This window comes from Devosia equisanguinis, assembly GCF_900631955.1.
GTDB classification, from domain to species: domain Bacteria; phylum Pseudomonadota; class Alphaproteobacteria; order Rhizobiales; family Devosiaceae; genus Devosia; species Devosia equisanguinis.
The window spans coordinates 13,910-29,409 of sequence record NZ_UZWD01000008.1; the positions used below are offsets into that span (position 1 = coordinate 13,910).

Genomic DNA, 15,500 nt, shown 5'->3' on the forward strand with positions numbered 1-15,500 from the left:
CCTATCCCCAGGGACCGCGCGCTCCGCCATCATCTTCGGTGCGCCCCACGGTCGGCACGCGCCAGCCGCCGCCGATTTCACGACCGCTCGACGCGGACTGGGGGCGGGGCTGGGGCCGGCGCCCCTTATCGTCCACGCTCATCTCGCCTGCAAGCTTTTGCAGCGCCGCAATGCGGTTGCCCGTATCGGGGTGGGTGGAGAAGAGATTGTCCATCCGCTGCCCGTTGAGGGGGTTGATGATATACATATGCGCCATGGCCGGGTTGCGCTCGGCGGCGACATTGACCTGCCGGCCGGCCAGGGTAGCGATCTTGTGGAGCGCCGAGGCCAGGGCCAGCGGATCGCCAGAGATCAGCGCGCCGTGCTTGTCGGCCTCGTATTCGCGGGTGCGGCTCACCGCCATCTGCACCATCATCGCCGCCATGGGGGCGAGGAAAACCATGAGCAGCGTGCCGATGCCGCCCAGCGGATTGTCGCGATTATTGCTGTTGCCGCCGCCGAAGAACAGGCCGAACTGCGCCAGCGCCGAGATCGCACCGGCAAGGGTCGCGGTGATGGTCATGGTCAGGGTGTCGCGGTTCTTGATATGGGCCAGTTCATGCGCCACGACGCCGGCGACTTCGCGCGTATCGAGCTGGCGCAACAGGCCCGAAGATACTGCCACTGCAGCATTATTCGGATCGCGGCCGGTGGCGAAGGCGTTGGGCTGGTCAGTTTCGATCACGTAAACGGCGGGGGTTGGAATGCCGGCGCGCTGGGACAGCACATCAACCATGTCATAGAGTTCGGGCGCGCGGGACCGCTCCACCGGGACGGCGTTCTGCATGCGCAGCACCATCTTGTCGGAGTTCCAATAGGCGAAAAGATTGGTCACGCCGGCAAAGGCCAGCGCGATCAGCATGCCGGACTGGCCGCCGATGAAATAGCCCACCACCATGAAGAGCGCGGTCATGCCCGCGAGCAGGACAAAAGTGCGGAAGGCGTTGAACATGGGTCGAACCCCTTGGGTTGGATCTTTGCCTCAACTATGTTGTGTGCCAAGGGGTTCCGCGCAAGCGGCATCCATCACAGCGGAAACGGATTTGCGATGAGCGAGCAACAAATACCTGAAATCGCAGAGGAAATGCCGAAGGTGCTGAGCCCAGCGGCGGCGCGGGCACTGGCCGAGGCCGAGGCGCGGCGCAGTGCGATCGATGCGGCGACGGCCATGGCGCCCAAGGAGAAGGGTGGGCGTGGGGGGCTGGAGCCGGGGCGCTATGGGGATTGGGAGATCAAGGGGCTGACGGCTGATTTCTGAGGGTTGGAAGGGTACCCCCACCTAGCCTCCCCTTGGAGGAGGGGGAGGGACCGATCGTGCCCAGACACTTGCCTGGCGGCCAAATTAGCCAATGAAATCAGTGATATTATAGCCGGCGGCCGAGACGGCGAAGGTGGTGGCGACGGTGAGGATGGCGGCGATGAGGCCGTATTCGACGGCGCTGACACCGCGTTGGTCAGAGAGGAATTTGGCAATCAGGGGCAAGGCAGTCACTCGATACGCAGAACCAGTGACCCCACAATGCTGACCGCAGTCTGAACCGAAGATGAACGCTTCCAGATCGGCTTAGCCACCCAGCTTGGCAATGGCCGGTTTAAGCTCGGTGTCGATGGCTTTCTGGGTCAGCGGGCCGACATGCTTATAGACGATGGTGCCATTGGCATCGACGAGGAAGGTCTCGGGCACGCCATAGACGCCCCAGTCGATGGAGACGCGCCGGTCGCGATCGGCGCCGACGGCATCATAGGGATTGCCCAGCTCGGCCAGAAAGGCGCGGGCATTGTCCGGCGCGTCGGAATGATTGATGCCGAAAATGCGGATGCCGATATCGTCCTTGATGGCTTCGAGCAGCGGGTGTTCGTCGCGGCAGGGGATGCACCAGGAGGCAAAGACATTGACCAGGGTCGGCGCGCCCTTGAGAGTGGCGGTGTCAAAGCCGGGCACAGCAAGCCCTTCGACTGCCGGCAGGACGAATTGGGGGGCGGGCTTGTCGATCAGCACCGAGCGCACCAGACTCGCATCGCGGTCGATGGTCAGAGCGAAAATGGCGACGAGGCCGGCGAGCAGCACCAGCGGCAGGGCGAAGAACAGAACGCGCATCAGTCCTTTCGCCCCTCGAGCTGGGCAAGGCGGCGGCTGACCCGGCGGCTGTCATAAAGACTCCAGCCGATCAGCGCGAAAAGCCCGGCAAAGACCCCGATATAGGCGGTGATGATAAAGCCGGCATGCTGGCCCAGTTCGATCATCGTGCATCTCCCCGAGCGGCCTTGCGCTCCAGCGTCATCACCCGGCGGCGGCGCACTTCGGTGTGCATGGCCAAAAGCTGCAGAGTGATGAAGAGGAAGGTGAAGGCAAAGAACATGATGAAGAGGGGGGTGAGGATCGAGCCCGGCATGGTGGGACCATCGGCGCGGAAGACGCTGGCCGGCTGGTGCAGCGTGCTCCACCAATCCACCGAGAATTTGATGATCGGCACATTGACCGCACCGACAAGGGTAAAGATGGCGACGATGCGGGCGGCGCGCAGCTGATCGTCGAAGGCGCGCCAGAGCGCGACGATGCCGAGATAGATGAACAGCATGATGAGGGTGGAGGTCATGCGACCATCCCACTCCCAGAAGGTGCCCCAGGTGGGCCGACCCCAGAGCGAGCCGGTGAACAGGGCCATGGCGGTGAACACAGCGCCCATGGGGGCGGCGGCCTTCATCGACACATCGGCCATGGGGTGGCGCCAGACCAGCGTGCCCAGCGCCGAAACCGCCATGGCGCCATAGACGAACTGGCTCAGCCAGGCGGTGGGCACATGCACATACATGATGCGCACCGTGTCACCCATCTGGTAGTCGGCTGGCGAATTGAAGAAGGCGAACCACAGGCCGGCGGCGAACAGCAGAGCGGTCAGCACCGCCAGCGGCCAGAGCAGCGGCCTTGTCCAGATGACGAACTGGCCGGGATGGGCCAGGCGGTTCCACCAGCTCATTTTCGGGGTGGTGTCGTTGATGGTCATCTTTGCATCCGGCTCCATGGTCCCCGCAGCGGGGAGGATGCGCAAGGGCACGGCATCCAGGCAGGTTTCAACCGATTTATTCCTCTCCCCAGCCTATCGCAAGAGCGGCGGCGAAGGGAGACAGGCTCACCGAGATGAGACTGAGTGCCGCAACGAAGAGCAGCGCCGCCTGCGCCTGATCCGGCCCGCCCTGCGGCGCGATGGCGCCGACCCCGAAGATCAGCACCGGCACGCAAAGCGGGGCGATGAGGATGGGGGCGAGCAGGCCGCCGCGGGCAATGGCGACGGTGATGGCGGCCCCGAAAGTGCCGAACGCCGCCAGTGCCGGGGTGCCGAGCAGCAGGGACAGGAGCGTGCGCCAATAGGTGTCCATATCCATGGCGAGAATCAGCGCCAGGAAGGGCGAGGCGAGGATCAGCGGCAGTGCCGAGGTCAGCCAATTGCCCAAGAGCTTGGCCGCCATGACGGCAGAGAGCGGCAGATCGGCGAGCCGGTAAAGCGCCATTGTGCCGTCATTGTGATCGGGGCGGAACAGCCGCTCGAGCCCGAGCAGCATGGACAGGAAGGCCGCGATCCAGACGATCCCCGGGGCAATGCGGGCCAAAAGCACCTTGTCGGGCCCGACGGCGAAGGGAACGATGGCGCCGACGATGATGAAGAAGAGGAGAAGAGTCAAAACCTCGCCGCCACCGGCAAGGCCGAGGCGGATTTCGCGCCGGAGGATGGCGGTGAAGCCGCTCATGCCGGCCCTCCAAGGGTCAGCGTTTCGGCAGCCGCGATATCAAGTGGATCATGGGTGGCGATGATGGCGAGGCCACCTGAGGCCAGGTGCTCAATGACCAGGGCAGCAACCAAAGCGTGGCCCTCGCTGTCGAGCGCCGCCGTCGGCTCGTCGAGCAGCCAAAGCGGGCGGGGCGAGACAAGGAGCCGGGCCAGGGCCAGGCGGCGTTGCTGGCCGGCGGAGAGATAGGCGGCATCGAGCAGGGCAGCGCGCCCCAGCCCAACCCGCTCCAGCGCGGCCTCTGGCTCCATCGTGCCGGCGCCATTGAGGGCGCGCCAGAAGTTGAGCGTTTCGAGAACGCCCAGCCGCGCCCGCACCGCATTGCGATGGCCGCAATAATGCAGCGCTGGGCCGTTTTCTTCGTCATGGCCTTCAAAGGTGATGGTGCCCTCGAGGGGCCGGAGGAGACCGGCAAGGGTCAAGAGCAGGGTGGATTTGCCTGATCCATTGGGGCCGCGCAGCAACAGCGCGTGCCCGCCATCCAGCGCGAGATCGAGCCCTTCCAGCAGCACAGCATCGCCGCGACCGCAGCTGAGGCCGTGCACGTTGAGACGGAGTTGCGGGAAGACTTGCCTTTGCGTCATGGCCCCATCTCGTATTGAACCCATGGTCGTACTGGCAAGGGCCTATTCGATTGACTATAAGCCCAAGTGAATTGGAGTCATTCCAGAAAGACGGCGTTTCCGGCGGCCCCAAAGCGTCCGGCAGGCCCGTAACAGCAGCAAAGGGCGGAGCATCATGACGCAGATCGACAGCTTCAAATCCAAGTCGACGCTTACAGTCGGTGGCAAGACCTATACCTATTACTCAATTCTCGAAGCCGAAAAGAACGGCCTCACCGGCGTCTCGAAGCTCCCGAGCTCGATGAAGGTGGTGCTGGAAAACCTGCTGCGCTTCGAAGACAACCGGACCGTGAAGAAGGAAGACATCCAGGCCATCGCCGAATGGCTGGTGACCCGCACGTCCGAATATGAAATCCAGTATCGTCCGGCGCGCGTCCTGATGCAGGACTTTACCGGCGTGCCCGCCGTGGTCGACCTGGCCGCCATGCGCGATGCCACCGCCAAGCTCGGCGCCAATCCGCAGAAGATCAATCCGCTGGTGCCCGTCGATCTGGTCATCGACCATTCGGTGATGGTGGACAGCTTCGGCACGCCGCTGGCCTTCCAGCAGAATGTCGAGCTCGAATATGAGCGCAATGGCGAGCGTTATGAATTCCTGCGCTGGGGCCAGTCGGCATTCGACAATTTCCGCGTCGTGCCCCCCGGCACCGGCATCTGCCACCAGGTGAACCTCGAATATCTGGCCCAGACCGTGTGGACCAAGGACGAGAATGGCGAAACCGTCGCCTATCCCGACACGCTGGTCGGCACCGATTCGCACACCACCATGGTCAATGGCATGGCGGTTCTGGGCTGGGGCGTGGGGGGCATCGAGGCCGAGGCGGCCATGCTGGGCCAGCCGGTCACCATGCTGATCCCCGAAGTCGTCGGCTTCAAGCTGACCGGCAAGATCAATGAAGGCATCACCGCCACCGATCTGGTGCTGACCGTCACCGAAATGCTGCGCAAGAAGGGCGTGGTCGGCAAGTTCGTCGAATTCTACGGCCCGGGCCTCGACTATCTCAGCCTCGAAGACCAGGCGACCATTGCCAATATGGCGCCCGAATATGGCGCCACCTGCGGCTATTTCCCGGTCGATGCCGATACGCTGAAATTCCTCGCCACCACCGGCCGCGATGCGGACCGCGTGGCGCTGGTGGAAGCCTATTCCAAGGCCCAGGGCATGTTCCGCACCACCGAGACACCGGACCCGGTCTTCACCTCGACGCTGGAACTCGATCTCTCGACCGTCGTGCCGTCTCTGTCGGGTCCGAAGCGCCCGCAGGACCGCGTGGCGCTCAAGGATGTGACCCGTGCCTTTGCCGAGGCCCTGCCGGAATTGTCCGGTGGCCGCATCGAGCGCACCAAGCTGCCCGCCGACAAGCAGGAAAGCCGCTTCGTGGATGAAGGCGCCACCGGCGTCGACGACATTCCCGAAGAGGCCGCTTTCCCGGTCAAGGGTTGCGACTACAAGATCAATGACGGCTCGGTCGTCATCGCCGCCATCACCTCCTGCACCAATACGTCCAACCCCTCGGTGCTGGTCGCGGCCGGTCTCGTCGCCCGCAAGGCGCGGGCCCTGGGCCTCAATTCCAAGCCCTGGGTGAAGACCTCGCTGGCGCCCGGCTCGCAGGTGGTCACCGATTACCTGACCGCAGCGGGCCTGCAGGACGATCTCGACGCCATCGGCTTCAACCTCGTTGGCTATGGCTGCACCACCTGTATCGGCAATTCCGGCCCGCTGCCGCAGGCCATTTCCGACACGATCAACGAGAACAAGCTGGTCGCTGCCTCGGTGCTGTCGGGCAACCGCAATTTCGAAGGCCGCGTGAACCCGGACGTGCGGGCGAACTATCTGGCCTCCCCGCCGCTGGTGGTGGCCTATGCGCTGCTCGGCACGCTCAATATCGACATCACCACCCAGCCGCTGGGTACGGGCAAGGACGGCAAGCCGGTTTATCTCAAGGATATCTGGCCGACCAACCACGAGGTCGCCGAGATCGTGCGCAAGCATGTGACCGCCGACATGTTCCGCTCGCGCTATTCGGACGTGTTCAAGGGCGACAAGCACTGGCAGGCCATCGCCGTCGAAGGCGGGGAAACCTATGGCTGGAATTCGAGCTCGACCTATGTGCAGAACCCGCCCTATTTCGAAGAGCTGACCATGGAACCCAAGCCGGTGACCGACGTGGTCTCGGCGCGCGTCCTGGCGCTGTTCCTCGACAGCATCACCACCGACCACATCTCCCCGGCCGGTTCGTTCAAGGCTTCGACCCCGGCTGGCAAATATCTGGAAGAACGCCAGGTCGCGCCCAAGGATTTCAACTCCTATGGCGCCCGTCGCGGCAATCATGAAGTGATGATGCGCGGCACCTTCGCCAATATCCGCATCAAGAACATGATGCTGGACGGCGTCGAAGGCGGCTATACCAAGGGGCCCGATGGCAGCCAGATGGCCATCTATGACGCGGCCATGGCCTATCAGCAGCAGAATACGCCGCTGGTGATCTTTGCCGGCAAGGAATATGGCACCGGCTCCTCCCGCGACTGGGCGGCCAAGGGCACCAACCTGCTCGGCGTCAAGGCGGTCATTGCCCAGAGCTTTGAGCGTATCCACCGCTCGAACCTGGTCGGCATGGGCGTCATCCCGCTGCAGTTCAAGGATGGCGAGAGCTGGCAGACGCTGGGCCTCGACGGCACCGAGACCATTGACATTGCCGGGGTCGAAAATATCGTCCCGCGCGCCAATGTCACCGTCAAGATCACCCGCGCCAATGGCGAGGTGATCAATGTCGAGACGCGCTGCCGCATCGATACGGCCAATGAGCTGGATTACTTCCGCAATGGCGGCATCCTGCACTATGTGCTGCGCAGCCTCGTCGCCGCCTAAGCCCGGCGCGTGACAACAGTTCGAGAATGGCGGTCCTTCGGGGCCGCCATTTTTGTTTCAGGCTGGATTGGCCTTGCGGGAATGGCGCAGGAGGCGCTGGGCATCGGCGGCAGCGACCTCGGCGGTGCGGCGGAGAAAGGTCTCGCGGCGCTCGGGGGTCGAGTCGCGCATGGTCGAAAAATGGCTGATGCGCACCGGGTTGAGACCGACGAATTTGAGGATCTGGTTCTTCATGGTGCGGAAATGGGCATTGCCATAGGCCAGGGCCATGAAGAAATTCGGGGTATCCGAGGTGACGATCAGCCGGGCCGAGCGGCCCTTGAGCAGGCCCAAAGGCAGCGGGCGGCCATCGCGGTAGCGATAGGCGCGGCCCGATTGCAGGCCGATATCGAACAGCGCCTTGAGCTTGGCCGGCATGCTGCCCCACCAGAGGGGATGGACGATCATGACGTGGTCGGCCCAGACCAAGGCCTCCCAGAAGGCGAGGACATCGCCATGCATTACCTCGTCGCCGGCCTTGCGGATGGTGTGCTCGGGGAGCGTCATGTCCGCCAGGTCGAAACGGCGGATATTTATGCCTTGGCCGGCGAGCGTTTCCGCATAGCGCCCGGCGATGGCGCCGCTGAAGCTGGGGGTGAAGGGGTGGCCGTTGAGGATGAGGCAATTGGGCATCGGGTTTCCATGAGTTGACCGTGGCCGATATCGGGCAATCTTGCCATTTCCGGCCGGGATCGTGGCGCGGGGGCCGGGCAGCACTACTATGGGTCTTACGGTCGATCCAAGCCTTGCGCTGGATCAAGAGCATCTGGCCGGCATGCTCTATCGGTGAGAAGTTTCACCTCTCACCCTCTTTTGACTAGGCAGAGGGCAAAGCGGCGGCTTACAACTTCGCCCATGCTCTCCAGACGCCAGTTCAACGCCCTTGCCGGCTCCGCCTTCTGCCTCGCCCTGACGGGGCAGGCCCGTGCCCAGGCGTCGGGCGGCAAGATCAAGGCGGTGGTGGAGCTGTTCACCAGCCAGGGCTGTGCGCAATGCCCGCCGGCGGATGCGCTGCTGACCACGCTGGCCGAGCGCGACGACGTGGTGGCGCTGGCCTATCACGTGGACTATTGGGACTATATCGGCTGGGAAGACACCTTCGGCGCCAAGGATTTTTCTGATCGCCAGCGCGCCTATGCCAAGAGCTGGGGCTCTTCGCGCATCTATACCCCGCAAATGGTGGTCAATGGCGCCAAGGCGGTGGTCGGCTCGCGCCGCGACGAGGTGCATGATGCGGTGGAGACGGCCAGCCTGGGGCTGAGCGTCGAATTGCAGCGCGACGGCGATATGCTGCGCGTCTCGGTGCCGCGCAATAGCAGCTATGGCGATGCCACCGTGTCGCTGGTGACCTATCTGGACCGGGCCGATGTCGCCATCGAGCGCGGCGACAATGCGGGTAAGAGCATGGTCTATACCCAGGTGGTGACCGGTCGGCAGGTCATGGGCATGTGGGAAGCCGCCTCGGGCGCCTATCTCAAGCTGCCCCTGGGCGAGCTTCTGGGCGGCACCAGCACGGGCCTTGCCGTGGTGGTGCAGCAGGAGCGCCGCGGCATGCCCGGCAATATCATCGGCGCCGCCGCCTTCGAGCTTTAGATCATTTCAAATCGAGGGGCTGCCATCCGGGCCCTGCCTCAAGGGTAGGGTTATCGCCTATTGGTTTGAGTGTGCTGCACACCCCCACCCAGCCTCCCCCTGAAGGAGGGGGAGGGGCCGTATGGCGTTTTGGGCAAAAGCCAGCCAAAGAACGGCCTGTCTCCCTCTCCCTCTTGCGAGGAGGATCCTGTCAGCGGGCTCGACCTGAGGGCGGTGTCGTGGTTGGGATTTGCTCAGCGCCAAGTCATGGCCAGGTTTTGCAGCAGAACGACGGTCTTGGCGTCGAGAATGCGGCCATCGGCGATCATGGTCAGGGCTTCGGCCAGGTCCAGTTCGACCAGTTCGATCTCCTCGCCCTCGGCCTCGATGCCGCCGCCTGCGGTCTGGCGGGTCGCTTCGTCATAATGGCCGATGAAGAGGTGGCATTTTTCGGTCAGCGAGCCGGGACTGGCATAGATGTCACATATATGGCGGATATCGGTGGGGGCGTGGCCGGTTTCCTCAAGCGCCTCGCGCATGGCAGCGATCTCGGGGGCTTCGCCGTCGAGCAGACCGGCGCAGACTTCGAGGAAATCGGGATTGTCGCCGTTTTCCAGCACCGGATAGCGGAACTGGCGCACCAGCAGCACGGTTTCGCGGGCCGGATTGAACAGCAGCATGGCGGCGGCGCTGCCATGGTCATAGACCTCGCGGCTCATGCGCTGCCAGCGCCCGTCATTGCGCTGGTAGTCGAGCGTTACCTTGGTGAGCTTGCCCCAATCATGGGCCAGAAGCTGTTCATCGATCTTGCGGATACGCTCGTCCATTGGCTCCAATCCTTATTGGGTGCCGGTTTAGCCGGGTAGAGGACGCGGGGGAAGAGAAGGGCGCGATTTTCCTCTCGTCCGCCCATCGAACGAATTGTGCGCTATACGAACAAAGTGCGGAATGCGCCGAAAGTACCAGGCCTGAGGCCATAGAGGGCTTTGATTTCGTAAGATTTGGGCGCTAGAAACCTCGAACAATTCCAAACTGGACGCGGCACTGCGCCGCATACAGGAAGGCCCTGGATAGCACCATGTCGGTTAGAGCCCGCCCCACTTCCCCGCATCTGCAGATCTACCGCTGGACCATCACCATGGCCATGTCGATCCTTCACCGCGCCACCGGCATTGCCAATTATGCCGGCATGGCGCTGTTCGTGATCTGGCTGGTCGCCGCCGCCATGGGCCAGGACACCTTGACCAGCCTAAACTACATCTTTGCCAGCTGGTTCGGCCAATTGGTGCTGTTCGGCTTCACCTGGAGCCTGGTGCACCACATGCTGGGCGGCATCCGCCACTTCGTCTGGGACACCGCGGCGATGATGGAGCCGGGCCAGCGCGAAACCATGGCCTGGGCCACGATCGTCGGCTCGGTCGTGCTCACCCTTATCATCTGGACCATCTTTGTGTGGGCGGCCTGACATGCGCGATACCGTGATCACCAAAGACATAATTGCCAATCCCAAGACCCATTATGGCAATGCCAAGGCCTCGACGCGCCACTTCATCACCCAGCGGGTGACCGGCGCGATCAATATCCTGTTCCTGGGCCTGCTGCTTTATCTGGTCGTGCGGCTGGCCGGGCAGGACCGCACCGATATGGTCGCGGTCATCGGCAGCGCCTGGATCGGCCTGCCTTTGGCAGTGCTGATCGCCATCGTGGCCGTGCATATGCGTAATGGCATGCGCGACACGCTCGAGGATTACCTGCACGGGCGGGTCTATAGCCTCGTCATGATGCTCAACACGCTCTTCTGTCTCGTTATCGCACTCGCCGGCATCGGCGCCGTGCTCAAGCTCGTCTTCTGGGGTTGATCCACATGACCACTTACGAACTGATCGACCACGAATTCGACGTGGTGGTGGTCGGCGCCGGTGGCGCGGGCCTGCGTGCGACGCTCGGCATGGCCGAGCAGGGTTTCAATACTGCCTGTATCACCAAGGTTTTTCCGACGCGCTCGCATACCGTGGCGGCACAGGGCGGTATTGCCGCCTCGCTTCAGAATATGGGGCCGGATAGCTGGCAGTGGCATATGTACGACACCGTCAAGGGGTCGGACTGGCTGGGCGACAATGACGCCATGGAATATCTGGCGCGCGAGGCTCCGGCGGCGATTTATGAGCTGGAACACTATGGTGTGCCGTTCAGCCGTACGCAGGAAGGCAAGATCTATCAGCGCCCCTTCGGCGGCCACATGACCGAGTTTGGCGACGGCCCGCCGGTGCAGCGCACCTGTGCCGCGGCCGACCGCACCGGCCACGCCATCCTGCACACGCTCTATGGCCAGTCGGTCAAGAATGACGCGCAGTTCTTCATCGAATATTTCGCGCTCGATCTGATCATGGGCGAAAATGGCGAATGCCAGGGCGTGATCGCCTGGAAGCTCGATGATGGCACGCTGCATCGCTTCCGCGCCAAGCTGGTGGTTTTGGCGACCGGCGGCTATGGCCGTTCCTATTTCTCGGCCACATCGGCCCATACCTGTACCGGCGACGGCAATGGCATGGTGGCCCGCGCCGGCCTGCCGCTGCAGGATATGGAATTCGTGCAGTTCCACCCCACCGGCATCTATGGCGCGGGCGTTCTCATCACCGAGGGCGCGCGCGGCGAGGGTGGCTATCTCACCAATTCGGAGGGCGAGCGCTTCATGGAGCGCTATGCGCCCAATGCCAAGGATCTGGCGTCGCGCGACGTCGTTTCCCGCTGCATGACGCTCGAAATCCGCGAGGGCAGGGGCGTGGGTCCCAAGAAGGACCATATCTATCTGCACCTCGATCATCTCGACCCGAAGGTGCTGCATGAGCGCCTGCCGGGCATTACCGAGAGCGCCAAGATTTTCGCTGGCGTCGACCTGACGCGCGAGCCGATCCCGGTGCTGCCGACCGTGCACTATAATATGGGCGGCATTCCCGCGAACTATCACGGCGAAGTGCTGAACCCGACCGCCGAGGATCCGACCCGCATCGTGCCGGGCCTGATGGCGGTGGGCGAAGCCGCCTGCGCTTCGGTGCATGGCGCCAATCGTCTTGGCTCGAACTCGCTGACCGACCTCGTGGTGTTCGGTCGCGCCGCCGCCATTCGCGCCGGCAAGGTCGTGGACAAGGCCGCGCCGATCCCAGGGATCAACAAGGCGCAGGACGACAAGATCCTTGCCCGCTTCGATCGGCTGCGCAATGCCAATGGCAGCCAGCCGACGGCAAAACTGCGCGACGAGATGCAGCAGACCATGCAGAAGGACGCAGCGGTGTTCCGAACCGATGCGTCGCTCAAGCAGGGCGTTGCCGCCATGAGCGAAATCTACAAGCGTCTGCCCGATGTGAAGGTTTCGGATCGCTCGCTGATCTGGAATTCCGATCTCGTTGAAACGCTCGAACTCGAAAACCTCATGACCTGCGCCATCGCCACGGTGGTGTCGGCCGAAGCCCGCCACGAAAGCCGCGGCGCGCATGCGCATGAGGATTTCCCCAATCGCGACGACGTCGAATGGCGCAAGCACACGCTGGCCCATGTCAATGTCGAGACCGGCGACGTGGTTCTGGGCTATCGGCCAGTGATCACCGATCCGCTGACACCGCAGGATCAAGGCGGCATCGATCTCAAGAAGATCGCGCCCAAGGCGCGCGTGTACTGATTTGTGCCATCTCTGCGAAGAGCGCAGTTACGATGATTTCCGGTCGGCGCCCTGTGCTCCGGCCGGGCTGGATCGCGATGAACAGGGCAAGGGCCCGAATAGCGGAGCAGATAATGCGGAACATTCTTCTGGCACTGGCCGTGCTGACGATGGGCGTTCAGACCGTGACGGCGGCCCCGCCCAGCGCGGCGCAAAAGGATGAATTCTATAAGGTCTGTGTCGGCATTTCCCAGAATGCCGAGCTGTGTCGCTGCAAGGCCGATGCGGCGATGACGCTGATCGACGAGCGCTTCATGGGCGTGGTGATTTCCTCGATGAAGGGCGGCTCGCCGGCGGCAGCAGACTACGACGCCTACAACACCTATGTCGCCAAATCGAACCAGATCTGTAAGCCGAATTACTGATGGCGGCAGGGATGGCTCACCAGTGGCGATGGCAGCCGGTGTGACGATGAGTTTCTGGACGACCCAAGCGTCCGCTGAGAAGGAATGAAAGAATGGCCGAACTGACGCTTCGCAAGGCCGATCAGCCGCAAAAGGGCAAGACCTGGCCCAAGCCGGCCGGCGCCACGCGCCTGCGGGAATTCCATATCTATCGCTATGATCCTGACTCGACCGGCAATCCGCGCATCGACACCTATTTCGTCGATCTCGACAATTGCGGGCCGATGATTCTGGACGCGTTGCTCTATATCAAGAACAATACCGACCCGACCCTGACGCTGCGCCGCTCCTGCCGCGAGGGGATTTGCGGGTCGTGCTCGATGAATATCAACGGGCTCAATACCCTGGCCTGTACCAAGGGCATGGATGACAGTTCCGGCCCGATCAAGATCTACCCGCTGCCGCATATGCCGGTGGTCAAGGATCTGGTGCCGGACCTGTCCAATTTCTACGCCCAGCACCGTGCCATCGAGCCCTGGCTCAAGACCACCTCGCCGACGCCGGAAAAGGAATGGACGCAGTCCATCGAGAACCGCGCCAAGCTCGACGGGCTCTATGAATGTATCCTCTGCGCCTGCTGCTCGACCTCCTGCCCGTCCTATTGGTGGAATGGCGAGAAATATCTCGGCCCGGCGGCGCTGCTGCAGGCCTATCGCTGGCTGATCGACAGCCGCGATGAGACGACGCAGGAGCGCCTCGACAATCTCGAGGACCCGTTCAAGCTCTATCGCTGCCACACCATCATGAACTGCGCAAAAGTGTGCCCGAAGGGGCTCAACCCGGCCAAGGCCATTGCCCAGATCAAGAAGATGATGGTGGAGCGCAAGGCCGCCTGAGGGTGACCCTGGGAGCCCTTCGGGTCAGGCCCGAGGATGGCGATCTGGCATAGAAAACGGCGGGTCCCCGGGGGCCCGCCGTTTTCATTGTACTGTGCGGCTGGTTGGCCGGATTTACATGCCGCGTTCGAGATCCTCGCGCAGCATGATGGTGCCGGCCTCATAGGCGGCCTTGCAATCATTGGCATCGGCCATGCGGTCGCTGTCGAGCAGGGTGGTGGCGGTGCCCGGACCGATGAAGCGAGGGTCGTCGCATTCATCGTCGTTGGAATAGTTGGAGCTATTGTCCCCGAAGTCGATGCCGGTGCTGTCATAGGGGGCGGCAGCGGCATATTCGGGCGTATAGACCGCGATTACCGAAGCGGTGCCGGCCTCGACGGCGGCCTTGCAGTCGGTGGCGTCGGCATACATGTCTTCGCCCAGGAGCTTCTTGTTGGTGCCGATCCCGGTGAAGCGCGGGTCGTCGCATTCCCCGTCATTGGCCCATTTAGAGCTGTCCGAACCATAGTCGAAGGCATCGCTGCTGGCGACGCGCTCGCCGGTATAGGTGGCGGTGCCGGCCTCGACGGCGGCGCGGCAATCGGTGGCGTCCTTGGCAATGTCGAGATCGATGGCAGTGGTGGCGACGCCCGGGCCGGTGAAGCGCGGATCGTCGCATTCCCCGTCATTGGCCCAGTCGGAAGTGTCGTTGCCGAAATTGATTTCGGACACCGGCACCGAGACGGCGGGCGTCGCGGCGGCATCGGTCTTGAGGGTCACGGTGCCCGCTTCATAGGCGGCACGGCAGTCGGTGGCGTCCTTGAGGCGATCTTCGTCGAGCAGCGTGGTGGCAGAACCCGGGCCGGTAAAGCGCGGGTCGTCGCATTCGCCATCCTTGGCCCAGTTCGAGCTGTCATCGCCGAAGTCGATCTCGCCGATGGGGGTGAGCGTGGCAGCCGGCTGGGACGCGCCGGTTTCCTTGAGGGTCACGGTGCCGGCCTCGAAGGCGGCGCGACAATCGGTGGCATCCTTCATGCGGTCGGCCTCGACCAGTTCCTGGGCCGAGCCGGCTCCGGTGAAACGGGGATCGTCGCATTCGCCGTCCTTGGCCCATTCGGAGCTGTCATCGCCGAAGTCGATATCGGCGGCGGTGGGCGTGGTGGCTGCGGGGGTAGCGGCGGCGTCCTTGAGGGTCACGGTGCCGGCCTCGAAGGCGGCGCGGCAATCGGTGGCGTCCTTCATGCGGTCCGCTTCGACCAGTTCCTGGGCCGAGCCGGGTCCGGTGAAACGGGGATCGTCGCACTCGCCATCCTTGGCCCATTCGGAACTATCGTCGCCGAAGTCGATATCGGCGGGCGGGGTGATGGTGGCCGGCGGGATGGCCCCGGTGTCCTTGAGGGTCACGGTGCCGGCCTCGAAGGCGGCGCGGCAATCGGTGGCATCCTTCATGCGGTCGGCCTCGACCAGCTCCTGGGCCGAGCCGGGTCCGGTGAAGCGCGGATCATCGCATTCGCCGTCCTTGGCCCAGGGCGAGGAATCGTCACCGAAGTCGATATTGGGGGCCGGGCTCGCCGGCGCCGAGGGTGCAGTGGGCGCGTCGGCGCCCGGCAGAGGCGGCGGGGTGGTTCCCGGCAGGGG

The 15,500-nt window shown here is 63.5% G+C and carries 18 protein-coding genes; 8 read left to right on the forward strand and 10 right to left on the reverse strand.

The genetic code is table 11. The features are described 5' to 3' along the window. Nucleotide 1: 1 nt before the first annotated feature. Nucleotides 2–991, reverse strand: coding sequence for a zinc metalloprotease HtpX (gene htpX, locus DEVEQU_RS02675; protein ID WP_126149033.1), 990 nt, complete (start codon nt 989–991; stop codon nt 2–4). Between the two features lie 96 nt (nt 992–1,087). Between htpX and DEVEQU_RS02680 the strand changes: the two genes are divergently transcribed. Next, on the forward strand, nt 1,088–1,297 hold the full coding sequence (locus DEVEQU_RS02680; protein ID WP_126149034.1) for a DUF1674 domain-containing protein: 210 nt from the start codon (nt 1,088–1,090) through the stop codon (nt 1,295–1,297). A gap of 84 nt (nt 1,298–1,381) precedes the next feature. Here the strand turns inward: DEVEQU_RS02680 and DEVEQU_RS02685 are convergent, their stop codons facing one another. The 6 genes from DEVEQU_RS02685 to ccmA all read right to left on the reverse strand — a co-directional run bounded on the left by DEVEQU_RS02685 (nt 1,382) and on the right by ccmA (nt 4,409). Next, nucleotides 1,382–1,522, reverse strand: a complete 141-nt coding sequence (locus tag DEVEQU_RS02685) for a Flp family type IVb pilin (protein ID WP_126149035.1) — start codon at nt 1,520–1,522, stop codon at nt 1,382–1,384. Between the two features lie 81 nt (nt 1,523–1,603). Next, entirely contained in the window at nt 1,604–2,137 is a 534-nt protein-coding gene (locus tag DEVEQU_RS02690) for a DsbE family thiol:disulfide interchange protein (RefSeq protein WP_126149036.1), read from the reverse strand. Then, nucleotides 2,137–2,283, reverse strand: a complete 147-nt coding sequence (gene ccmD / locus DEVEQU_RS02695) for a heme exporter protein CcmD (protein WP_126149037.1) — start codon at nt 2,281–2,283, stop codon at nt 2,137–2,139. The genes DEVEQU_RS02690 and ccmD overlap by 1 nt, the downstream gene beginning before the upstream one ends. Beyond that, nucleotides 2,280–3,044, reverse strand: coding sequence for a heme ABC transporter permease (locus DEVEQU_RS02700; RefSeq protein WP_206437775.1), 765 nt, complete (start codon nt 3,042–3,044; stop codon nt 2,280–2,282). Before DEVEQU_RS02700 ends, ccmD begins: the two co-directional genes overlap by 4 nt. A 76-nt stretch (nt 3,045–3,120) precedes the next feature. Next, nucleotides 3,121–3,786 carry a heme exporter protein CcmB gene (ccmB, locus tag DEVEQU_RS02705; RefSeq protein WP_126149038.1) on the reverse strand — a complete coding sequence of 222 codons (666 nt, stop codon included), beginning with the start codon at nt 3,784–3,786 and terminating at the stop codon, nt 3,121–3,123. Further along, nucleotides 3,783–4,409, reverse strand: coding sequence for a heme ABC exporter ATP-binding protein CcmA (ccmA, locus tag DEVEQU_RS02710; RefSeq protein ID WP_126149039.1), 627 nt, complete (start codon nt 4,407–4,409; stop codon nt 3,783–3,785). The genes ccmB and ccmA overlap by 4 nt, the downstream gene beginning before the upstream one ends. A gap of 154 nt (nt 4,410–4,563) precedes the next feature. On the opposite strand from ccmA, the gene acnA reads away from it, so the two are divergent. Next, nucleotides 4,564–7,317 (forward strand): aconitate hydratase AcnA, encoded by a 2,754-nt coding sequence (gene acnA / locus DEVEQU_RS02715; protein WP_126149040.1) that lies wholly within the window; start codon nt 4,564–4,566, stop codon nt 7,315–7,317. Between the two features lie 57 nt (nt 7,318–7,374). Here acnA and DEVEQU_RS02720 read toward each other — a convergent pair whose 3' ends face one another. Further along, on the reverse strand, nt 7,375–7,989 hold the full coding sequence (locus DEVEQU_RS02720) for an NAD(P)H-dependent oxidoreductase (RefSeq protein WP_126149041.1): 615 nt from the start codon (nt 7,987–7,989) through the stop codon (nt 7,375–7,377). 222 nt (nt 7,990–8,211) lie between these two features. On the opposite strand from DEVEQU_RS02720, the gene DEVEQU_RS02725 reads away from it, so the two are divergent. Continuing rightward, complete coding sequence (locus DEVEQU_RS02725; protein ID WP_126149042.1) at nt 8,212–8,949, forward strand: DUF1223 domain-containing protein; 738 nt, start codon at nt 8,212–8,214, stop codon at nt 8,947–8,949. A 233-nt stretch (nt 8,950–9,182) separates the two neighbouring features. Here the strand turns inward: DEVEQU_RS02725 and DEVEQU_RS02730 are convergent, their stop codons facing one another. Then, the gene (locus DEVEQU_RS02730; protein WP_126149043.1) at nt 9,183–9,755 is read right to left on the reverse strand and encodes an NUDIX domain-containing protein; all 573 of its coding nucleotides are present in this window, start codon (nt 9,753–9,755) and stop codon (nt 9,183–9,185) included. A gap of 251 nt (nt 9,756–10,006) precedes the next feature. On the opposite strand from DEVEQU_RS02730, the gene sdhC reads away from it, so the two are divergent. The 5 genes from sdhC to DEVEQU_RS02755 all read left to right on the forward strand — a co-directional run bounded on the left by sdhC (nt 10,007) and on the right by DEVEQU_RS02755 (nt 13,883). Then, on the forward strand, nt 10,007–10,393 hold the full coding sequence (sdhC, locus tag DEVEQU_RS02735) for a succinate dehydrogenase, cytochrome b556 subunit (RefSeq protein ID WP_126149044.1): 387 nt from the start codon (nt 10,007–10,009) through the stop codon (nt 10,391–10,393). A gap of 1 nt (nt 10,394) precedes the next feature. Beyond that, on the forward strand, nt 10,395–10,787 hold the full coding sequence (sdhD, locus tag DEVEQU_RS02740; RefSeq protein ID WP_126149045.1) for a succinate dehydrogenase, hydrophobic membrane anchor protein: 393 nt from the start codon (nt 10,395–10,397) through the stop codon (nt 10,785–10,787). A 5-nt stretch (nt 10,788–10,792) separates the two neighbouring features. Then, entirely contained in the window at nt 10,793–12,604 is a 1,812-nt protein-coding gene (gene sdhA, locus DEVEQU_RS02745; RefSeq protein ID WP_126149046.1) for a succinate dehydrogenase flavoprotein subunit, read from the forward strand. A 113-nt stretch (nt 12,605–12,717) separates the two neighbouring features. Beyond that, a complete protein-coding gene (locus DEVEQU_RS02750; protein ID WP_126149047.1) occupies nt 12,718–13,008 on the forward strand; it encodes a hypothetical protein in 291 nt (96 codons plus the stop codon). A 92-nt stretch (nt 13,009–13,100) separates the two neighbouring features. After that, entirely contained in the window at nt 13,101–13,883 is a 783-nt protein-coding gene (locus tag DEVEQU_RS02755) for a succinate dehydrogenase iron-sulfur subunit (protein ID WP_126149048.1), read from the forward strand. A gap of 114 nt (nt 13,884–13,997) precedes the next feature. Here the strand turns inward: DEVEQU_RS02755 and DEVEQU_RS19990 are convergent. Further along, a partial coding sequence (locus DEVEQU_RS19990; protein WP_206437776.1) for a hypothetical protein occupies nt 13,998–15,500 on the reverse strand: 1,503 nt, incomplete at its 5' end.